The 19,957-nt window shown below is 71.9% G+C and carries 18 protein-coding genes, 1 pseudogene and 1 riboswitch; of the genes and pseudogenes, 12 read left to right on the forward strand and 7 right to left on the reverse strand.

The features are described 5' to 3' along the window. Together RBH18_RS35610 and RBH18_RS35615 are read right to left on the reverse strand one after the other, a co-directional pair. A partial coding sequence (locus tag RBH18_RS35610) for a winged helix-turn-helix domain-containing protein (protein WP_306214895.1) occupies positions 1-484 on the reverse strand: 484 nt, incomplete at its 3' end. A 43-nt stretch (positions 485-527) separates the two neighbouring features. Further along, positions 528-1,088 carry an exonuclease gene (locus tag RBH18_RS35615; protein ID WP_306214896.1) on the reverse strand — a complete coding sequence of 187 codons (561 nt, stop codon included), beginning with the start codon at positions 1,086-1,088 and terminating at the stop codon, positions 528-530. 315 nt (positions 1,089-1,403) lie between these two features. On the opposite strand from RBH18_RS35615, the gene RBH18_RS35620 reads away from it, so the two are divergent. Both RBH18_RS35620 and RBH18_RS35625 read left to right on the forward strand, forming a co-directional pair. Beyond that, positions 1,404-2,408 carry a dioxygenase family protein gene (locus RBH18_RS35620; RefSeq protein ID WP_306214897.1) on the forward strand — a complete coding sequence of 335 codons (1,005 nt, stop codon included), beginning with the start codon at positions 1,404-1,406 and terminating at the stop codon, positions 2,406-2,408. Between the two features lie 344 nt (positions 2,409-2,752). Continuing rightward, positions 2,753-3,391, forward strand: a complete 639-nt coding sequence (locus RBH18_RS35625) for a hypothetical protein (protein ID WP_306214898.1) — start codon at positions 2,753-2,755, stop codon at positions 3,389-3,391. An 8-nt stretch (positions 3,392-3,399) separates the two neighbouring features. Here the strand turns inward: RBH18_RS35625 and rnhA are convergent, their stop codons facing one another. Next, on the reverse strand, positions 3,400-3,855 hold the full coding sequence (gene rnhA / locus RBH18_RS35630) for a ribonuclease HI (protein ID WP_306214899.1): 456 nt from the start codon (positions 3,853-3,855) through the stop codon (positions 3,400-3,402). A gap of 205 nt (positions 3,856-4,060) precedes the next feature. Between rnhA and RBH18_RS35635 the strand changes: the two genes are divergently transcribed. The 9 genes from RBH18_RS35635 to RBH18_RS35675 all read left to right on the forward strand — a co-directional run bounded on the left by RBH18_RS35635 (position 4,061) and on the right by RBH18_RS35675 (position 10,865). Next, positions 4,061-4,975, forward strand: a complete 915-nt coding sequence (locus RBH18_RS35635) for an ABC transporter ATP-binding protein (RefSeq protein ID WP_306214900.1) — start codon at positions 4,061-4,063, stop codon at positions 4,973-4,975. Continuing rightward, positions 4,972-5,733 carry an ABC transporter permease gene (locus RBH18_RS35640; protein ID WP_306214901.1) on the forward strand — a complete coding sequence of 254 codons (762 nt, stop codon included), beginning with the start codon at positions 4,972-4,974 and terminating at the stop codon, positions 5,731-5,733. The genes RBH18_RS35635 and RBH18_RS35640 overlap by 4 nt, the downstream gene beginning before the upstream one ends. A 140-nt stretch (positions 5,734-5,873) precedes the next feature. Next, on the forward strand, positions 5,874-6,707 hold the full coding sequence (locus RBH18_RS35645) for an ABC transporter ATP-binding protein (RefSeq protein WP_306214902.1): 834 nt from the start codon (positions 5,874-5,876) through the stop codon (positions 6,705-6,707). Next, entirely contained in the window at positions 6,704-7,516 is an 813-nt protein-coding gene (locus tag RBH18_RS35650; protein ID WP_306214903.1) for an ABC transporter permease, read from the forward strand. The genes RBH18_RS35645 and RBH18_RS35650 overlap by 4 nt, the downstream gene beginning before the upstream one ends. 113 nt (positions 7,517-7,629) lie before the next feature. Next, complete coding sequence (locus tag RBH18_RS35655) at positions 7,630-7,890, forward strand: hypothetical protein (RefSeq protein WP_306214904.1); 261 nt, start codon at positions 7,630-7,632, stop codon at positions 7,888-7,890. Beyond that, positions 7,890-8,795, forward strand: coding sequence for an FAD:protein FMN transferase (locus RBH18_RS35660; RefSeq protein ID WP_306214905.1), 906 nt, complete (start codon positions 7,890-7,892; stop codon positions 8,793-8,795). Before RBH18_RS35655 ends, RBH18_RS35660 begins: the two co-directional genes overlap by 1 nt. Continuing rightward, the gene (locus RBH18_RS35665; protein WP_306214906.1) at positions 8,792-9,466 is read left to right on the forward strand and encodes a ferric reductase-like transmembrane domain-containing protein; all 675 of its coding nucleotides are present in this window, start codon (positions 8,792-8,794) and stop codon (positions 9,464-9,466) included. Before RBH18_RS35660 ends, RBH18_RS35665 begins: the two co-directional genes overlap by 4 nt. Further along, positions 9,463-10,674: an NADH-ubiquinone oxidoreductase-F iron-sulfur binding region domain-containing protein gene (locus tag RBH18_RS35670; protein ID WP_306214907.1), complete on the forward strand. Its 1,212-nt coding sequence runs from the start codon at positions 9,463-9,465 to the stop codon at positions 10,672-10,674. The genes RBH18_RS35665 and RBH18_RS35670 overlap by 4 nt, the downstream gene beginning before the upstream one ends. Further along, positions 10,671-10,865: a ferredoxin gene (locus RBH18_RS35675; protein ID WP_306214908.1), complete on the forward strand. Its 195-nt coding sequence runs from the start codon at positions 10,671-10,673 to the stop codon at positions 10,863-10,865. The genes RBH18_RS35670 and RBH18_RS35675 overlap by 4 nt, the downstream gene beginning before the upstream one ends. On the opposite strand, the gene phoA is transcribed toward RBH18_RS35675, so the two are convergent. Further along, positions 10,855-12,201 (reverse strand): alkaline phosphatase, encoded by a 1,347-nt coding sequence (gene phoA, locus RBH18_RS35680; protein ID WP_306214909.1) that lies wholly within the window; start codon positions 12,199-12,201, stop codon positions 10,855-10,857. The genes RBH18_RS35675 and phoA overlap by 11 nt on opposite strands. Before the next feature lie 291 nt (positions 12,202-12,492). Beyond that, positions 12,493-12,572, forward strand: a riboswitch (cyclic di-GMP riboswitch). 14 nt (positions 12,573-12,586) lie between these two features. On the opposite strand from phoA, the gene RBH18_RS35685 reads away from it, so the two are divergent. Continuing rightward, positions 12,587-15,499: a beta strand repeat-containing protein gene (locus tag RBH18_RS35685; protein WP_306214910.1), complete on the forward strand. Its 2,913-nt coding sequence runs from the start codon at positions 12,587-12,589 to the stop codon at positions 15,497-15,499. 67 nt (positions 15,500-15,566) lie between these two features. On the opposite strand, the pseudogene RBH18_RS35690 reads toward RBH18_RS35685, so the two are convergent. The 3 genes and pseudogenes from RBH18_RS35690 to RBH18_RS35700 form a co-directional block, all read right to left on the reverse strand. Continuing rightward, positions 15,567-17,500: pseudogene (locus tag RBH18_RS35690) on the reverse strand (ABC transporter ATP-binding protein). A gap of 112 nt (positions 17,501-17,612) precedes the next feature. Next, positions 17,613-19,349 (reverse strand): ABC transporter ATP-binding protein, encoded by a 1,737-nt coding sequence (locus RBH18_RS35695; protein ID WP_306214911.1) that lies wholly within the window; start codon positions 19,347-19,349, stop codon positions 17,613-17,615. After that, a complete protein-coding gene (locus tag RBH18_RS35700) occupies positions 19,343-19,939 on the reverse strand; it encodes a TetR/AcrR family transcriptional regulator (RefSeq protein ID WP_306214912.1) in 597 nt (198 codons plus the stop codon). Before RBH18_RS35700 ends, RBH18_RS35695 begins: the two co-directional genes overlap by 7 nt. Positions 19,940-19,957: the final 18 nt, after the last annotated feature.

Consider the following 19,957-nt stretch of genomic DNA (forward strand, 5'->3'; position numbering starts at 1 on the left):
TCGCGTAGCGGTCGATCACGTCCTGGATCTCCTGGCCCAGCGCGGCGAGCTCCGCCGGGCTGAGGCGCAGGAATCCGTCGGTGGAGAAGGCGCTCGTGGTCCACGGTTCCTCCTTGGCTGCGTCGCTGCCGAGCCACGCGGTGGTGAGCTCGACCTGTCGTTGCAGGCCCAGGGCCAGCGCCGAGTCGCGCGCGGCCAGGGCGGCCGGGTCGTCGAGGAAGTCGGTGTCGTCCCAGCGGATGCTCCGGTCGGGCATCCGCCACCAGTGCTCCTTGCGGTTGCGGGCCAGCTCCGGCGCCTCCTCGATGAGGCCGGCCGCCGCGAGCACGCGCAGGTGGTGGCTGATGTTGGCGACGGCCTGCTCGGTGGCTCGGGCCAGCGCGCTCGGCATCGCCGGGCCGTCGACCCGGAGCAGGTCGAGCAGGCGGCGGCGCAGGGGGTGGGCGACGGCCCGCAGCACCGCCGCGTCCTTGATCTCGGGCACGACCCTACCGTCGCATAGTAAAGAGCTGTTGCGCAACAGTTCTTTACAAAAGCGCGGCGAGCAGGGCTGCTTGTTCGAGGGCGTCGTCGAGCACATGACCGGGTAGCCGGCGGTGCCCGAGCAGCCGTTCCGCCATCTCCGGGCCGGTGACCGCGTGAAGGGGGCGGCCGGCGCGGAGGGCGTACAGGGTCGTGAGATCGAGGTGCGCGGCCTCGCCGAGCGGGGAGCCGCCGCCGAAGCGCGCGTGGTACCAGCTGATGAACATCCAGTCGTGCCCCAGCGTCCGCCCCACGAGGACGGGCCGGGCGTCGTGCCGGGCCGCCTGCTCGGTCAGCCACGCGGCGTTCTGGCGCATGGCCACGACGGGCGCGGTGCCCGTACGGGCGAGGCTTGCCCTGTCGAGACCGGTGGCGGCCAGCGTCTCCGGGATGAATTCGGCGGAGATCGGCTGCAGCTCGCAGTGGAACGTGGTGGGGTCGTGCCGGGTGAAGGTCGTGCCGTCGAAGGTTCCGGCCGTGGCCATCCCGAGGGCGAGCATCGAGTGAGGCCCCGGGACGGGACCGTCCGCCGCCACGCGGACGGCGATGTACAGATCGACGGGCACCACGGGAGCCTAGAGCGTGTCCGGCGGACCACGACGGCCTGCGCCGGAGACCGGCTCCCGTCCCGCCGCGCGGTCAGGTTGTCCGGATGCGACCCCGGTGTTCGGGCGACCTGCCCACTTGCGAGCCGAAGCCCGGACTCCGGCTCGGCGACGCCGTGATCCGTCACACGCGCTCGGGGCCGGGCGCGCGCGGGGGATGGCGGCGAGTTCACCCGTGCGGGGCCGACATGGTCGTCACAAGGACGGCACAGGTGACCCACAGTGACATCACGTCTCCTGAAAGCATCGATCCGACGAGGGAAGGAACCACATCCGATGGCGGAGATCGAGGACAACGCCGCATACGTCCGCCGGGTCCACGACAAGGGCCTGCGCTTCGACCTGCGGACCATGTCCCGGCGCCGGCTGCTCGCCGGGCTCGGGGGCGCCGGGGCGCTGACCCTGCTGGCCGCCTGCTCGACCGACTCGGAGGCGGAGGTCACGGCCGCGGCCACGGCGACCGCGTCGTCGGGGCTGACCGAGGTCGAGTCGGAGACGGCCGGCCCCTACCCCGCCGATGGCTCCAACGGGCCGGACGCCCGGACCCTGGACGGCATCGTCCGCAAGGACATCCGCTCGTCCTTCGGCGACGCCAGCGGGACCACCGAGGGCGTACCCCTGGAATTCTCGCTGGTCGTGCAGGATCTGACGGGTGCGCCTGTCGCCGGGGCGGCCGTCTACGCGTGGCATTGCGACCGGGACGGGAACTACTCGCTCTACTCCGAGGGCATCACGGACCAGAACTACCTGCGCGGCATCCAGGAGACCGACGACACCGGTACGGTGAGCTTCACCAGCATCTTCCCGGCGTGCTACTCGGGGCGGTGGCCGCACATCCACTTCGAGGTCTACTCGTCGCTGGAGAACGCCACGAGCGGCGACGGCCCGATCGTCAAGACCTCGCAGATCGCCATCCCGGAGACGGCGGCCGACACGGTGTACGCCACGGACGGCTACAGCAAGAGCGTCACCAACATGAGCCAGGTCTCGCTGGCGACCGACAACGTCTTCGGGGACGACTCGGCCGCCACGGAGCTCGCCGCGGTCACGGGCTCGGTGACCGACGGCTACCAGGCGACGCTCACCATCCACATCGACCCGGCCGGCGAGGAGACCGGCGGCGGCGACGCCCCGTCCGGCGGCGGCGCACCCGGAGGAACCCCGCCGTCGGGCGCCCCGGGAGGAACCCCGCCGTCGGGCGCGCCGGGCGGGACTCCGCCGTCCGGTGCCCCGGGCGCCGGCGGCCCCGGCGGCACACCGCCGTCGGGCGCGGCGAGCTGAGCCTCCGGGCCGGGTGCGGACTGTCCGGGCCGGGTGCGCGCGATCGCGTGCCCGGCCCGGCGAGCACGTCTCCGCGCGAGCACGTCTCCGCGCGAGCACGTCTCCGCGCGAGCACATCTCCGCGTGGGCGCACCCTCGCGCGCGGGCGCACCTTGGCGCGCGGGCGGGCTGAGTCGGCCGGGCGCTCCTTCGCGCGTCCGGCTTGAGCCGGCCGGGTGTGCCATCGCGTGCCCGGCCCGGTCCGGCCGGGTGCCGCGGCGGCTGCTTCGAGCGTCGTCGACCCGATCGGGGTACGCCGAACAGGCGATAGCTCTCCGTCTATGCCGTTCGCGAGAATCGCAGCCATGACCGCGCCAGGCGACGACACCCTCATGCTGACCCTGCTGGTCGTCTTCCTCGCGAGCGCCGGGTACGCCCTGGGCCGCCTGCACCAGTGGCACCGCGCGACCGCCGACCGGGACGAGGCCTACCGCGACGGCTACGACGAGGCGACCCGTAGCACGTTCTCGCTGGCCGCGCGGCTTCTCGGCCCCCGGCGCCAGGCGGCCGCCGCAGCCGTGCCGGCCACGCCGCCGGGCAAGCGCGGGCGCCACCACGTGCCGGACGAACTCGTCGAGGGCCCGACCTACCGCCTGTCCTCCGACCGCGTCGCCCGCGCGAAGGTCCCCGGCAACCCGCCCCCGGCCACCCACGCGAACAACGCCACGGCCACCCCGGCGAAAGCGGTCACCCCGGCGAAAGCGGTCACCCCGGCGAAAGCGGTCACCCCGGCGAAAGCGGTCACCCCGGCGAAAGCGGTCAACCCGGGGCAAGCGGTCACCCCGGCGAAAGCGGTCAACCCGGGGCAAGCGGTCACCGCGGCGAAGGCGGCCACTACCGAGAAGGCGGTCGCGTCCGGGACGGCAGTCGCCCCCGAGAAAGCGAAAATCGCCGACGCCGGTGCGCGGACCGTGCCGCTGGTGCCCAAGCCGCGCCGGTCCTGAGGGCAGGCTCAGCCGCGCGCCGCGGCCAGTGCCTCCTGCAGCCCGCGCGCGGCCAGCCGGTCGGCACGCTCGTTCTCCGGGTGGCCGGCGTGCCCCTTGACCCAGTGCCACTGCACGTCGTGGCGGCGGACGGCGGCGTCGAGGCGTTGCCACAGGTCGACGTTCTTGACGGGCTGCTTGGCGGAGGTCTGCCAGCCGTTGGCCTTCCAGCGGGGGAGCCACTTCGTGATGCCGTCGCGTACGTAGATGCTGTCGGTGTAGAGCAGCACCGTCAGCGGCGCGCGGTTCAGGATCTCGAGGGCGCGGATGGGCGCCATGAGCTCCATGCGGTTGTTCGTGGTGGGGGTGGCCTCGCCGCCGCACAGGTCCTTCTCCGAGGTGCCCCAGCGCAGGACGGCTCCCCAGCCGCCCGGGCCGGGATTGGGCGCGCAGGAGCCGTCGGTGAAGATCTCGACTGCGGACATGCGAGCAATCTAGTCGTTCAGGCCGCCGGCCCGGTGATCCGCGTGACGGGCGGATCGACGGGGGGAACCGGGACCCGGGCCGGCGGCCTGCCCCCGCTCCGTTGGGAGCGCTCCCAACGCGGAGAATACCGAATGTCCGCGTGGTAAGCCACACCCTGGCGTGGGGCGGACGGCCGGGCCGGAGGCGGTGAGTACAGTTTCGTCCATGCCTGAGAACGCCGTCGACGTACGCGACGTCGTCGTCACGTACGGCGAGGTCACCGCCGTCGATGGGGTGTCGCTGTCGGTGCCGCGCGGATCCATCCTGGCGCTGCTCGGCAACAACGGCGCCGGCAAGACGAGCCTGCTGCAGGTCTGCGAGGGTTTCCGCGGGCCGGACGGCGGCTCGGTGCGGGTGCTGGGCCTCGACCCGATCGCCGACCACGACGCGCTCATGCCGAGGCTGGGCATCATGCTGCAGTCCGGCGGCGTCTACCCGTGGGCGACCGCGGGGGAGATCCTGCGCCTCTTCGCGTCGTACTCCGCGAATCCGCTCGATGTGGACATGCTGCTCGACCGGCTCGGCCTGCGAAAGTTCGCCCGCACCCGGTTCCGCCGGCTGTCCGGCGGCGAGCAGCAGCGCCTGTCGCTCGCGGTGGCCCTCGTGGGCCGTCCCGAGCTGGTCTTCCTCGACGAGCCCACGGCCGGCATGGACGTCGGCGCCCGCCAGACCACCTGGGAGCTGGTCGAGAGCCTGCGCGCCGACGGCGTCACCGTGCTGCTCACCACCCACCTGCTCGACGAGGCGGAGAGCCTCGCCGACCACGTCGTGATCATGGACAACGGCGTCGTGGCGGCCACCGGCACCCCCGCCGAGCTCACGGCCGCGGCGGGCATCGACCTGCTGCAGGTGCGCGCGGACCCCGGCCTGCCCGTCGCCGACCTCGCCGCCCGCCTCGACGTCAAGGTCACCGAGGACGCCCCGGGCGAGTACGCGATCGCCGGCGCCCTCTCCAGCGACGCCCTCGCCGCCGCGCTCGCGTGGTTCGCGGCGGCGGACGCCCAGGTGACGGCGGTCAACAGCCGCCGCCGCACGCTCGAAGACGTCTATCTGGCCCTGACCGCGGGAGCGACGCGATGACCGCCGGCACCTTCACGCCCGCCCCCGGCCGGGCCCGCATGCGCAGCATCCTCAAGAGCCAGATCCGCATGGAGCTGGTCCTCACCGCCCGCCGCGGCGAGGCCGTCGTGCTGGCCATGGGCGTCCCGCTGCTGGTCCTCCTCGGCGCCGGCCTGACCGAGGCGACGAACGTGCCGTCGGACGACCGCCTCGGCTTCGTCGTCCCCGGCGTTTTGGCACTGACCGTGATGTCCACCGCGTTCACCGGCCAGGCGATCACCACCGGCTACGAGCGCAGCTACGGCGTCCTCAAGCGCCTCGGCGCCTCCCCGCTCACCCGGCCCGGGCTGCTCTTCGCCAAGACGGCCGCCATCCTGTGCCTGGTGGGTGTGCAGATCCTCGCCCTCGCCCTGGTCGGCGTGGCCGTCGGCTGGCGCCCCGGGCTGGCCCATCTGCTGCCGGCCATCGGCGTGACCGTGCTGGCCACGGCGGCGTACTGCGGCTTCGCGCTCCTGATCGCCAGCCTCCTGCGCCCGGAGACCGTCACGGCGGGGGCCACCCTGATCTATGTGTTGATGCTGGCCGCGGGCGGGATCATGTTCGCGGCGCCGGACCTCGGGACGGCCGGCTGGTTCCTGCTGCCCCTGGCCGCCCACGCCGAGGCGTTGCGCGACACCCTCACGAACGGCACGGCGGTCCCGGGCGGCATCTGGCTGAGCCTGACCCTGTGGGCGGCGGTCGCGCTGACGCTGGCGGCTCGCAAGTTCCGCTGGGAGTAACGGCCGGCGGCGGTCGCGCTGACGCTGGCGGCTCGCAAGTTCCGCTGGGAGTAGCCGCCGTTTGTCCACCGATCAGTGGACAGGAGTTGAGGGCCGATCGGTCGTCCCGGCGAGGGCCCGGACCCGGCACCCTCGGAGGCATGACTGCCATCCGTGTCCGCGGGCTGCGCAAGACCTACGGCTCCCTCGACGCCGTCGCGGGCCTCGACCTCGACGTGCCGCCCGGCGAGGTCTTCGCGCTCCTCGGCCCGAACGGGGCCGGCAAGACCACGACCGTCGAGATCCTCGAGGGCCACCGCCGCCGGTCGGCCGGCAAGGTCAGCGTCCTCGGCGCCGACCCCGGGCACGCGGACCGGCGCTGGCGGGCGCGGATCGGCATCGTCCTGCAGTCCGCTTCGGACCTCGGCGACCTCACCGTCGCGGAGGCCGTGCGGCACATCGCCGGCTGCTATCCCCGGCCCCGCCCGCCCGGCGAGGTGATCGAGCTGGTCGGCCTCACCGGCAAGGCGAAGTCCCTGGTACGGACGCTGTCCGGCGGGCAGCGCCGGCGCCTCGACGTGGCCCTGGGCATCGTCGGCCGCCCCGAGCTGCTCTTCCTCGACGAGCCCACCACCGGCTTCGACCCCGAGGCTCGCCGCCGCTTCTGGGAGCTGATCCGCACGCTTTCCGCCGAGGGCGTGACGATCGTGCTCACCACGCACTACCTCGACGAGGCCGAGGCCCTGGCCCACCGGCTGGCTGTCATCGCCCGCGGCGCCGTCGTGGCCGAGGGGACCCCGGCGACGCTCGGCGGCCGGGCCACCGCCGAGGCGCTGGTGCGCTGGGACGGCCGGCAGGAGCGCACCGCCGACCCCGCGGCACTGGTCGTCCGGCTGGCGGCCGGGGGCGCCGACCTGTCCGCGCTCACGGTCACGCGGCCCACGCTCGAGGACGTCTACCTCGGCCTGATCAGCGACGCGGGAGCCGGACGATGAGCGCGGACAGCCTGCCCGGCACGGCACTGCTCGGCGTACGGCGGGGTGGGGTCGAGATCCTGCAGTTCGTCCGCGACCGTACCGCCCTGGTCTTCACCTTTTTCTTCCCCGCGCTGCTGCTCCTGCTCTTCGGATCGATCTTCGGCGGGGACGACGGCGACGGCGTCGGCGCGGCCCGGGTCTTCACGGCGAGCATGATCGCGTACGGGCTGGTGTCGACGTCGTTCGTCACGATGGGCGCCGGCCTCGCCATGGACCGGGAGGACGGCACGCTCAAGCGGCTGCGCGGCACGCCGGTGACCGCCCCGGCGTACTTCCTGGGCAAGCTGCTCCTGGTCGCCGCCCTCAGCGCCGCCGAGGTGGTGGTGCTGCTCGCGTGCGGGACGCTCGTCTTCGGCATGCCGCTGCCCGGGGACGCCGGCTCCTGGCTGACGTTCGGCTGGCTGTTCGTGCTGTCCATCGTGGCGTGCGGCCTGCTCGGCATCGCCGCGAGCGCCCTGGTGCGCCACGCCCGTACGGCGGGTGCGATCTTGAACGTCCCCGTCGTGGCGCTGCAGTTCCTCTCCGGCGTGTTCATCAACCCGATCGACCAGCTGCCCGGCTGGATGATCACGGTGGCGTCGGTCTTCCCGGTGAAGTGGATGGCGCAGGGCTTCCGGTCGGTGTTCCTGCCGGACTCGGCCGCGAGTTCCGAGGCCGCGAACAGCTGGGAGCTCGGCCGCACGGCCGCGGTGCTGGGCGCCTGGTGCGTGATCGGTTTCGTACTGTGCCTGGTCACCTTCCGCTGGTCCGACCGCGGCGAGTCCTGAGCGCGCCGGCCGGCGCCGGTCGGGTTCACAGGAGGTGCGCAGGACAGGCACAGAGAGGACCGAAGCCGGCGCGGCATGGTGATTGAGTCGTCAACAAAGAGGGGGACGATTCGATGGACCGGGACAGGGCACTGCGCCGCACCACGGCGATCACCGGGGCACTGGCCGCCGCGGGCGTGGCCGGGACGCTGGCGGTCGGGGTGGCCGCTTACGCGAGCACCACCAGCCAGAGCGCCACCAGCGAGAGCACCACGACCGCGGACAGCGGCGACGCCGGAAGCGTGGCCGGGGACAGCAGCGGCACGAGCGACTGGCCGCAGCTCTCCGGCGGCGGCAGCGGCGACTCCGGCCAAGCCACCTCCGGGGGGTCGTGATGCCGCTCGTCGAGACGCTGCCCGTCGGCAGCGACACCGCGCAGTGGCCGGTCTGGGGAACCACCGCCCGGATCGTCGTCACCGAGCCGGACGCCGTGCCCGCGGCGGCCCGCCTGGTGCGGGCGGAGCTGGCCGCCGTCGACGCGGCGTGCAGCCGGTTCCGGTACGACTCCGAGCTCCGGCACGCCTGCCGGGCCCGCGGGCGCCCGGTGCCGATCAGCCCGCTGCTCGCCGACCTGGTGGGCGCCGCCCTCGAAGCGGCCCGGCAGACCGGCGGCGCCGTCGACCCGACCGTGGGCGCGGCGCTGTGCGGGCTCGGGTACGACCGGGACTTCGCCGCCCTCACGGGACGTCAGGTGGCCCCGGCCGTGCGCGTCTTCCCCGTCCCGGACTGGCGTGCGGTGACGTTGCACTCCGGCACGCTGACCGTGCCGGACGGGGTTTTGCTCGATCTCGGAGCTACGGCCAAGGCCTTCGCCGCCGACCGGGCCGCCGCTGCCGTGGCCGCGGAACTCGGGGTGGGGGTGCTGGTCGCGCTCGGCGGGGACATCGCCACGGCGGGCCCGGCTCCGGAGGGCGGCTGGCGGGTGCTGGTGCGGGACAAACCCGGCGACCCGAGCTGCGTCGTGCGGCTGCCGGCCGGTGGTGCGCTGGCGACATCGAGTACGGCCGGCCGCACCTGGGGACCTGGCCTGCACCACATCCTCGATCCGCGTACGGGCCGTCCGGCGCGCGTGGTCTGGCGTACCGTCTCGGTCGCCGCCTTCTGCTGCCTCCGCGCGAACACACTGTCCACCGCCGCGATCGTCCTCGGCCACGGCGCCGCCGGCCTGCTCGGCGAGGCGCCGGCCCGGCTCGTCACGCCGGACCTCGACGTGCTGCGGACGGGCGGGTGGCCGGCATGACCGACGCCCTCTGGTACTTCGGGCGGGGGACCGGGCTGGTCGCGCTCGTCCTGCTGTCCGTCGTGGTCGCGCTGGGCATCGGGGCACGATCCGGGCGTACGGCGTTCGGCCTGCCCCGCTTCGCGGTCAACCTGGTGCACCGGAACGCGGCGCTGCTCGCCGTCGTCTTCCTGGCCGGGCACGTGGTCAGCCTCTACTTCGACCCGTACGCGCAGCTGCACCTCGTCGACCTGGTGGTGCCCTTCCTGGCGGAGTACCGGCCTTTCTGGCTCGGACTCGGCACCGTCGGCATCGACCTCCTGCTCGCCGTCGTCGTGACCAGCCTGCTGCGGCACCGGATCGGGGCGCGGGCGTGGCGGGCGGTGCACTGGCTCGCGTACCTGTGCTGGCCCGTCGCCGTCCTGCACGGCTGGCAGACCGGCACGGACGGCTCGACCTGGTGGCTGCGGACGGTCGCCGTCCTGTGCGCCGGGCTCGTGGCGGCCGCCGTCGCCTGGCGGGTGTCGCCGGTCTTCGAGCGTTTCCCGGCCCGGGTGCCACGGCGCCGGCCTGTGACCCCGGCGGGCGCGCCGCTTTCGACCCCGGCGGGCGTGCCGTCGTCGGCTTCGGCGGGCGTGCGGCCTTCGGTTTCGGCGGGCGTTTCGGCACGAGCTCTGGAGGACGTCCGATGACCACTGTTCACCCGCGCCCGGCCGTGGAGGGCCCGGCCGTGGAGAGCCCGGCCATGAAGCGCCCGGCCGTGGAGCGCCGCGTGCTGGCCGGCACCGATGAGCGTTTCGTGCAACCCGACCTTGCGCGTTTGATCGCCATGCTCGGCGAAGCGGGACTGGCCGGCCGGGGCGGCGCCGGCTTCCCCACGTGGCGAAAGCTCGACGCCGTCGCGAAAGCCGGCCGCGCCCCCGTCGTCATCGGCAACGGTGCCGAGGGCGAGCCCCTCAGCGGCAAGGACCGGACGCTGCTCACCCATCAGCCGCACCTGGTCCTCGACGGGCTGCAGATCGTCGCCCGGGCCCTCGGAGCGACAACCACGCACCTGTACGTCCACCCCGCCGCCCACGCCCCGATGCGCGCGGCGATCGGAACGCGCAACGCCGACGTGCACCTCACCGTGGCCCCGGACGCGTTCGTGGCGGGCGAGGAGTCGGCGGTCGTGAACGCGCTCGCCGGCCGGGCCGCCGTACCGTCGGACAAGCGGATCCGGATCACGCAGGCCGGCCTCGGCGGCGCCCCGACGCTCGTGCAGAACGTCGAGACGCTCGCGCACATCGCCCTCATCGTGCGCTTCGGGCCGCGGTGGTTCCGCACGGCGGGCACCCCGGACGAGCCCGGCACGTTCCTGGCCACCGTCGGCGGGGCGGTCGCGGCGCCGGGTGTGCTCGAAGCCGGGTACGGCGTCCGCCTGGGCGACCTCGTCGACGCGGCCGGCGGCCCGGTGCGACCGCCGCAGGCCGTGCTGCTCGGCGGCTACCACGGCGGCTGGGTGCCCGCGTGGCCGGAGCTGGAGGTGAGCCGGGCGGCGCTGGCCGCGTACGGGGGCTCGCCGGGCGCGGGGATCGTCCACGTCCTACCGGCGTCGGTGTGCGGGCTGGCCGAGACCGCGCGCATCACCGGCTATCTCGCGGGACAGGTTGCCGGGCAGTGCGGGCCGTGCGTCAACGGGTTGCCCCGGCTGGCGACGACGCTCGCCGATCTGGCCGCGCGGCGGGCCAGGCCGGGTCTGGAGCAGGAGGTCGCGCGCTTGTCCGCGCTGGTGCAGGGGCGGGGCGCGTGCCGGCATCCGGACGGGACCGTGCGTCTCGTGCAAAGCGCCATGCGCGCTTTCGCCGCGGACGTGACCGCCCATCTGCACGGGGAGTGTCTGGCGGAAGGAGCCCGATGAGACTGCACGTCGACTGGACCGCGTGCGACGGCCGGGGCCTGTGCGCCGAGCTGCTGCCCGAGCTGATCGCCGAGGACGAGTGGGGGTACCCGGTCGTCCGTACGGCGGAAGTCGATCCGGAGCTGGAGCGGGCAGCGGGCCGGGCAGTCGATCGCTGCCCGGCCCTGGCCCTGCACTTGCTCAGGAGATAGCGAGCGCGCGCTTCATCGTGAAGAAGAGGTCCGTCTGGTTGGTGACGCCCAGGACGTTCGCGGCCTGGGGACCGCCGGCGGCGATCCGCACCTCGGTGCCGGTGTGCTGCTGCGAGCCGGTGATCTCCGACGTCGCGTAGCTGATCGTCATGTTCGCCTTGTCGTGCGTGATCAGCGTGGCGGTGTAGCCCAGCGTCGCCGTCTCGACGATCTGGCTGGTGTGCCCGTGGTCGGCGGTCACGACGACTAGGGTGTCGGGGTGCGACTTCTGGTACTCGAGGACCTTCTTGACCGCGGCGTCGAAGCCGACGGTCTCGCCGATCTGGCCGCACGGGTTGGCGGCGTGGTCCTGCTTGTCGATCGAGGCGCCCTCGATCTGCAGGAAGAAGCCCTTGCGCGAGCCGCGCGTCTGCTTGTCCAGCACGGTGATCGCCTTGGTCGCCATGTCGACCAGGTGCGGCTGGCTCGCGGTGCGGGCCGTGTTGGTCGCGCACGTCGCCGGGGCGGTGCCGGTGCGGGTCGGGGTCGGGCCCACCCACTCCAGGTCCATGTTGTTCTTCGCGAACGCGCCCAGGATCGGCTTGTCGCCCTTGGCGGCGGCGAGCCCGGCGGCGTCCGTGACGACCTGGTAGCCGTTGGCCTGCGCCTGCTGCGTGACGGTCCGGCCCTGGTACTTGCCGGCCTTGACGGTCTGGTCGAAGTACTGCTTGCCACCGCCCAGCAGCACGTCCGGCCGGGTCTGCACGAGCTGCTCGGCGATCGAGCCGGCGCCGCCGTTGACCTTGTCGTTCACGGCGCAGGTGGCCATCGCGTCGGGCCCCTTGCAGTCCCGGTTGACGACGTGCGAGCCGAGCACGGCCGGCGTGGCGTCCTGCAGCTCGGCGGTGGTGACGTCACCGGTCCGGTAGCCGGCCTTCTTCGCCAGCTCCAGGATGGTGGGCACCGGCTTCTCGTCGGGCGTGACCGAGATCGCGCCGTTGTAGGTCTTGTGCCCGGTCGCCCAGCCGGTGCCGGACGCGGCCGAGTCGGTCACGTACTCGGGTAGTGCCGGGTTGTCCTTCTGCACCGCGTAGGTGGTGTACGCGCCGGTCAGCGGCAGCTTGTCCAGGTTCAGCCGGCCGTTCGCGCCGACCTGGTAGTTGCGGGCGATCGTGATCTCGCTGTCGCCCATGCCGTCGCCGATGAGCAGGATCACGTTGCGGGCCTTGCCGCCCTGGATCGCCTGCTTGGCAGCCTGCGTCCGGTCCGGGTGCGAGTCGCCGGCGAGCGCGACCGTGGGCACAGTCACCACGATCGCCGCCGCGGCGAGACCGCTGAGGAGACGAGTTGCATTCATGCTCAATACAGCATCAGTCGCGGGCGTCCGGCGGCTGACGAGCAGGCGAATGTCAGGCGAACGCGTTTTGCTCCGCGCCCGCTCTTAAAGACGCCAAAGCGCCGGTTCGTCGGTCACGAATCGGGTCGGAGAGGGCGGTCCGGGCTAAAAGTCCAATTCCCGCACATGCCGATATTTCCGTGGTTACAGTACGAGCGGCGCAGTTCCCAGGTGCAGGTTTCCCCCGCGCTTGCCGGTGCGCGCCGCCCATTCCGGCCTCACGGCCGATGCTCCATCAGCCGTCGCGTGCGGCACCGAGAAAGGCAAACCCGTCGAGAGGCGGGGACGCAAAGCCAGGGACCTCCCGAGCGGGAGGCGGCCCAGCCGCCGAAGGAGACAGAAACACATGCGCTACAAGCCAGCCCACGCCAGCAAGAGCGGCTCGGTGCCGTTCGCGCTGCGTGGCCCGAAGTCGGCCAAGACGATCCTCTCGGCCGCAGTCGCCGGCGTCATCGGCCTGGTGCCGACCGTCCTGCTCTCGTCACCCGCCATGGCCGACACGCACGGCTACATCACCGTGACCGCGGGCGCCGCCAGCGTCACCGAGGGTGGCACGGTCACCTTCACCATCGCCAACGCCGACACCGCGTCGCACAACGTCGCCCTGACTTGGACGGGCGGCACCGCGGCGAACCCGGCGGACTTCACGTTCACCCCGACCTCGCCGGTCACGGTTGCGGCCGGCTCGTCGGCTACGGTCACGGTCACCACGATCGCCGACAACACGTACGAGGGCGCCGAAACCATCACCATGCGTGGCGAGGTGGACTCCACCAACTACGGCGTGGCATCCGTCACCCTCAACGACGGCGACGCGGTCCCGACCTACACGCTGTCCGCGACGCCGGACCCCGTGCTCGAGTCCACGACCACGCCGACCGCGACGATCACGGCGACGCTGAACCGCGCGGTCGCCGGGAGCTCCACGGTCATCACGCTGAACACTGTGGACGGCACCGCCAAGGCGGGCACGGACTACACCGCCCTCACCAACGGCACCCTGACCATCGCCGCCGGCCAGACCACCGGCACCGCGACGGTGAACATCACCAAGGACACCGTCTACGACACGGCGGACGTCGAGTCGTTCACCGTCAACAGCACGTCGGCGGGCACCGTCCAGGCGGCGTCGACCGCGGCCGGCTCGACCACCGTCAACATCCGCGACGCCCAGTCGGCGCCGGTCGTGTCGATCACCGGTGGCGGTAACGTCAACGAGGGCAGCACGGTCAACTTCAGCCTCGGCCTCGACCACGGCTCCGAGCGGGCCACCTCGGTCGACTGGGACGCGGCGGCCACGGCTGCTCAGACCAACCAGGCCACGCCGGGCTCGGACTTCACCTACCCGGCGACCCGCACGGTGACCATCCCGGCGCTGCAGACCACGGGTTCGATCGCCGTCAACACGCTGCGGGACAGCCTCAGCGAGCCGGACGAGTACTTCGACGTCACCCTGCGGAACCCGGTCAACGCCACGATCAGTGGCACGAACAACAAGGCGACCGCCACGATCACCCAGGGCGCCGACGCGCCGAAGGTGACCATCACGCCGACCTCGGTCACCGAGGGCGACTCCGGCAAGCAGTCCGCCACCTTCACCGCCACGCTGAGCTCGGCCTCCACTCAAACCGTCCAGGTCAAGTGGTCGACCCAGACGAACGGCTCTGGGCTTACCTACGCCCTGCCCGGCAAGGACTACGTCGACGCCACCGGCACCCTGACCTTCGCGCCGGGTGTCACCACGCAGACGTTCCAAGTCGACATCCTCGGTGACAAGATCGACGAGGGCAGCGGTGCCAGCCCGGCCGCGACCGACGGCGAGACCTTCAACATCAAGCTGGATGTCGAGTCCGCCTACGCCCAGACCGTCAACCTGAGCGACCCGGGCGCCAACCGGACCGTGAAGATCACGGACGACGACGCCACGCCGACCCTGGTCTTCGCGGACAAGGTCGCCAAGGAGGGCAACGAGGCCGGTGCGTGGCTCATGCCCGTCTCGCTGAGCAACCCGTCGGACCACCCGATCTCCGTCACGGTCGCGGTCGACAGCTCGGTCACCACCGGTGACCTGGCCGCCGCCGGCGACATCGGCCAGGGCGGCGTGTCCGGCCTGCCGGGTGGCCACGACTACACCCTGCTGAACTTCAACTCGATCACCATCCCGGCCGAGGGCACCAGCGCCTACCCGGTCGTCCTGGTCAACGGTGACACGATCAACGAGCCCGACGAGACCCTGCCGCTCAAGGTCACGCCGGACGCCGGCAGCGCCGGGGCGAGCTTCCTCGCCGCGGCGACCGCGAAGACCGCCAAGGCCGTCATCCAGAACGACGACGCCGTGCCGGACCTGGAGATCAACAGCGTCACCGGCAAGGAGGGCGACACGGTCACGGTGACCGGCACGCTCACCGGCTGGCGCCAGGGCGACGCCTCGGCGATCGTCACCTTCTCGGGCGGGTCGTCGAAGGGCAGCGTCGCCGCGAGCGACAACGACTTCACGAACCCGGGCGCCACGGTCGTCAGCATCCCGTGGGGTGCCTCGACCGGTTCGACGCTGAAGGTCGCGGACCTGAAGCTCAGCACGGACACCACCGCCGAGCCGGCCGAGACGATCATCGCGAAGGGCACCGGCGTCAACAACACGGCGACGGTGACCGAGGGCATCGTCACCATCGCGGCCAACGGCACCACCACGCCGCCGGCCGGGGCGCCGACGCTGAAGTCGGCCGCCAGCTTCCGGCTGGGTGCCGGTGACCTCAAGCTCACCGGTACGGCCGCCAACGGCGCCACGCTCAAGCTGTGGGGCAAGCCGGTCGGCGCGCCCGCCGACGCGGACTGGGAGGAGCTGGGCAGCACGACGGCCAGCGCCTCCGGGGCGTACGAGTTCATGCCGGAGTTCACGACCACCGGCTGGTGGTTCAAGACCAACGACGGCACCAACGACTCGAACACGATCAAGGTGAACCTGAAGGAGGACCCGGACATCACGGCCCGGTCGTCCAGCAAGGGCGCGGTGACCGTGAACGTGGCCGGTGACCCGAAGATCCGTGGCCTCGCGGTCCGCGTGCTGCGCGCGCCCGCCGGCACCGACAACTGGGTGACCGTCGGCACGGGCATCATCAACAAGGACGGCACCTACACCCGCACCTGGACCGGTCAGAAGTCCGGCTCCAAGTGGGTCTTCCGGGCGTACGTCTACGGTGACGCCGACACCGGCGTGCTCACCAACTGGAAGGACAGCGGCACCGTCACGGTGCGCTGACTCTCCTGAGCAGCAAGGAGCGGGGCGGTCCGAAAGGGCCGCCCCGCTTCGCGTTGCCCGGGAAGGGTTACTCGACTTCGACCGCGGCCTGCGCGAACTGCGCCGCGTACAACCGCGCGTACGCCCCGCCCGCCGCGATCAGCGACTCGTGCGACCCCTGCTCCACGATCGCGCCGTTCTCCATCACCAGGATCACGTCCGCGTCCCGGATCGTCGACAGCCGGTGCGCGATCACGAACGACGTCCGGCCCGTACGCAAGGTCGTCATCGCCCGCTGGATCAGCACCTCGGTGCGCGTGTCGACCGAGCTCGTCGCCTCGTCCAGGATCAAAATGCTCGGCTCCGCGAGAAACGCCCGCGCGATCGTGATGAGCTGCTTCTCGCCCGCGGAGACGTTGGACCCCTCCTCGTCGATCTCGGTGTCCATTCCCTCCGGCAGCGAGCGAACGAACCGGTCGACGTGCGCGGCCTCCGCGGCCGCCGCCACCGACGCGTCGGTGGGAAGTCCGCCCCGTACGCGATGTTGTCCGCGATCGACCCGCCGAACAGCCAGGTGTCCTGCAGCACCATGCCGATGTGCTCGCGCAGCTCGGCCCGCGGCATCGTGGCGATGTCCACCCCGTCCAGGGTGATCCGCCCCGACGTCACGTCGTAGAAGCGCATCAGCAGGTTCACCAGCGTCGTCTTGCCGGCCCCGGTCGGACCGACGATGGCGACGGTCTGCCCGGGCTCGGCGACGAACGACAGGTCCTCGATGAGCGGCTTGTCGTCGGCGTACCGGAACGACACGTGCTCGAAGGCGATCCGGCCGCGCACCGACGTGACCCCGGAGCCGGCCGGGTCGGGGCTCTGCTCGGGCGCGTCCAGCAGGGCGAAGACCCGCTCGGCCGAGGCCACCCCGGACTGGATCAGGTTGGCCATGCTCGCGACCTGCGTCAGCGGCTGGCTGAACTGCCGCGAGTACTGGATGAACGCCTGCACCTCGCCCAGCGACAGCGAGCCGGACGCCACCCGCAGACCGCCGACGACGGCCACGAGGACGTAGTTGAGGTTGCTGATGAACATCATGGCCGGCTGGATCAGGCCCGAGATGAACTGCGCGCGGAAGCTGGACTCGTACAGCTTGGTGTTGTGCTTCTCGAAGGTCTCGCCCGCCTCCTTGCCGCGGCCGAAGACCCGGACCAGCGCGTGCCCGGTGAACATCTCCTCGATGTGCCCGTTGAGCCGGCCGGTGGTGGCCCACTGCGCGACGAACTGCGGCTGCGACCGCTTGCCGATGCGCATGGTCACCCAGAACGACAAAGGTACGGTCACCAGCGCGATCAGCGCGAGCAACGGCGAGATCCAGAACATGACCGCCAGCACCCCGACGATCGTCAGCAGCGCCGTGGTCAGCTGAGCGAACGTCTGCTGCAGCGTCTGCGCGATGTTGTCGGTGTCGTTGGTCGCCCGGCTGAGCACCTCGCCGCGCGCCTGCTTGTCGAAGTACGACAGCGGCAGCCGCGACAGCTTCGCCTCGACGTCACTGCGCAACCGGTAGACCGTCCGTTGCACCGCGGTCGCGGTCAACCGGCCCTGCAGCACACCGAAGAGCCACGCCAGCACGTACAGCGCGAGCACCCACAGCAGCACGTGCTGCAGCCGTCCGAAGTCGATGCCCTGACCCGGCACGATGTCCATCGCCTGCAGCATGTCGGCGCGGGTGTTCTCGCCCCGGGCCCGCAGCTGCTCGACGATCTGCTCCTTGCTGACCCCGGCCGGCAGGTCCTTGCTGACCACGCCGTCGAAGATGATGTCCGTCGCGTGACCCAGGACCTTGGGCCCGGCCACGGACAGGCCGACGCTGGCGATGCCGAGCAGCAGCACCAGGCCGACCAGCATGCGCTGCGGCCTGAGCATGCCGAGCAGCCTCTTGAGCGAGCCCCGGAAGTCCTGCAGCTTCTCCGCCGGCATCCCGGCCGTCATCATCCGCCCCGGCCCGCCCATCGGCGGGCCTGCCATGGGCCGTCGTCCCCCCGGTGCCGTCACGCTGTGCCTCCCCTGGGCATGCCCTCCCGGCCCGCGCCGGCGAGGCCGTCCGAACGTGCGGCCAAGTGCCGCTCGGTGCAGTCGGTCATGCCGCGGCCTCCTGCTCAGTCAGCTGCGACAAAACAATTTCCCGGTACGTCTCGTTGGCGCCCATGAGCTCGTCGTGCGTGCCCGTGCCGACGACCTTGCCGCCGTCCAGCACGACGATCCGGTCGGCGTCGCGGATCGTGCTCACCCGCTGCGCGACGATCACGACGGTCGCGTCCCGGGTCCGCTCGGCCAGCGCCGCCCGCAGCGCCGCGTCGGTCGCGTAGTCGAGCGCCGAGAACGAGTCGTCGAACAGGTAGATCTCGGGCAGGTGCACGAGCGTCCGCGCGATCGCGAGCCGCTGCCGCTGCCCGCCGGACACGTTCGTCCCGCCCTGCGCGATCGGGGCGTCGAGACCGCCCTCCATCCGCTCGACGAAGTCGCGGGCCTGGGCGACCTCGAGCGCGTCCCACAACTCCTCGTCGGTCGCGTCCGGGTTGCCGTAGCGCAGGTTCGACGCGACGGTGCCGCTGAAGAGGTACGGCCTCTGCGGCACGAGCCCGACGGCCCGGGACAGCACGTCCGGGTCGAGACGGCGCACGTCGACCCCGTCGACGAGCACTTCACCACCGGTCGCGTCGAACAGCCGCGGCACGAGGTTGAGGAGCGTCGTCTTGCCGGCGCCCGTACTCCCGATGACAGCTGTCACCTCGCCCGGCCGCGCCGTCAGGCTGACGCCGGTGAGCACCGACGCCTCGGCCCCGGGATAGTGGAAGTCGACGCCGCGCAGTTCCAGGTGCCCGTGCAGCGGCAGCTCGGTGACCGGCTGCGCCGGCGGTCGCACGGACGTCTCGGTGCCCAGCACCTCCTCGATGCGCTCGGCACACACCTCGGCGCGGGGGATCATGACGAACATGAAGGTCGCCATCATGATGGCCATGAGGATCTGCATGAGGTAGCTCAGGAACGCGGTGAGCGCGCCGACCTGCAACGCGCCGTCGTTGATCCGGTGGCCGCCGAACCACAGCACGGCGACGCTGGAGATGTTGACGATCAGCATGACGGTCGGGAACATCGCCGCCATCACCTTGCCGACCCGCAGCGACACGTCGGTCAGCTCGTCGTTCGCCTCGCCGTAGCGCACCTGCTCCCGCTCGTCGCGGACGAAGGCGCGGATCACCCGGATGCCGGTGATCTGCTCGCGCATGATCCGGTTGACCTTGTCGATGCGCACCTGCATCGTGCGGAAGAGCGGCCGCATGATCGACACGAGCGTGATCACCACGGCCAGCAGCACCGGGATGATGACCAGGAGCAGGCCCGAGAGCGGCGCGTCCTGGTGCAGCGCGAGCGCGACGCCGCCGACGCACATGATCGGCGCCGACACCATCAGCAGGAAGGACATCAGCACCAGCATCTGCACCTGCTGGACGTCGTTCGTCGTCCGGGTGATCAGCGACGGCGCGCCGAACTGCCCGACCTCCCGCGTCGAGAAGGCCATCACCCGCTCGAAGATGGCGCCCCGCAGATCGCGCCCGACCGCCATCGCGGTGCGCGCGCCGAAGTAGACCGCCGCGATCTGCGCGACGATCGCCACGACGGTGATGCCGAGCATCTCCAGGCCGACCCGCATGACGTAGCCGGTGTCGCCGGGCACGACGCCGTTGTCGATGATGTCGGCGTTCAGGGTGGGCAGGTACAGCGTCGCGAGCGTGGCGACGAACTGGAAGAGCACCACCAGAAGGATCGATTTCCCGTACGGCCGCAGCCGCGCACGTAACAGTCGGATCAGCACCGCTCGGCACCCCCGTGATCGGATGGGTCTCGGACAAGCAGCCCGTCGAGGAGCAACGACACGAGCTCCGCGCCATGGAAGCGGTCGGACTCGCCGAACGGGCCAAAAGTGTTCGCTCCGCAATAGAGCAGAAGCAGCCGGGCCACTTCACCCGGTTTACGCCGCAGCCGGGCCGCGTCGGGCGCGATGACCTCCACGAGCGCGGCGTGCAGCCGCTCGCGCGACGAGATCATCCGCTGCACCGCCTCGGGATGCGAGCCGACGGCCATCACCAGCTTGCGCGCGGCCGACATGAGCTGCGCGTTCTTCTCGAACCGCGCCTGGATCAGCTCGACCGCCCGGGCCAGCCGCGGCCGCAGCTCCTCGCGCAGATCGATCGTCCCCAGCGCCTCGAGCGTCGGCTCGGGGTCGAGTGCCTGGGTGACGGCGGCGACGAGCAGCGAGTTCTTGTCCTTGAAGACGCCGAAGATGGTCCCCTCGGCCACCCCGGCGGCCTGCGCGATCTGCCGCGTGCTCACCTCCATCCCGAACTCGTGCAGCAGCGGAATCGTCGCCCGCACCAGCGCCGCCCGCCGCTCGTCCGGGGCCATGGCCGGCACCCGCCGGCG

It is taken from the genome of Actinoplanes oryzae (genome assembly GCF_030757795.1).
Taxonomy (GTDB): domain Bacteria; phylum Actinomycetota; class Actinomycetes; order Mycobacteriales; family Micromonosporaceae; genus Actinoplanes.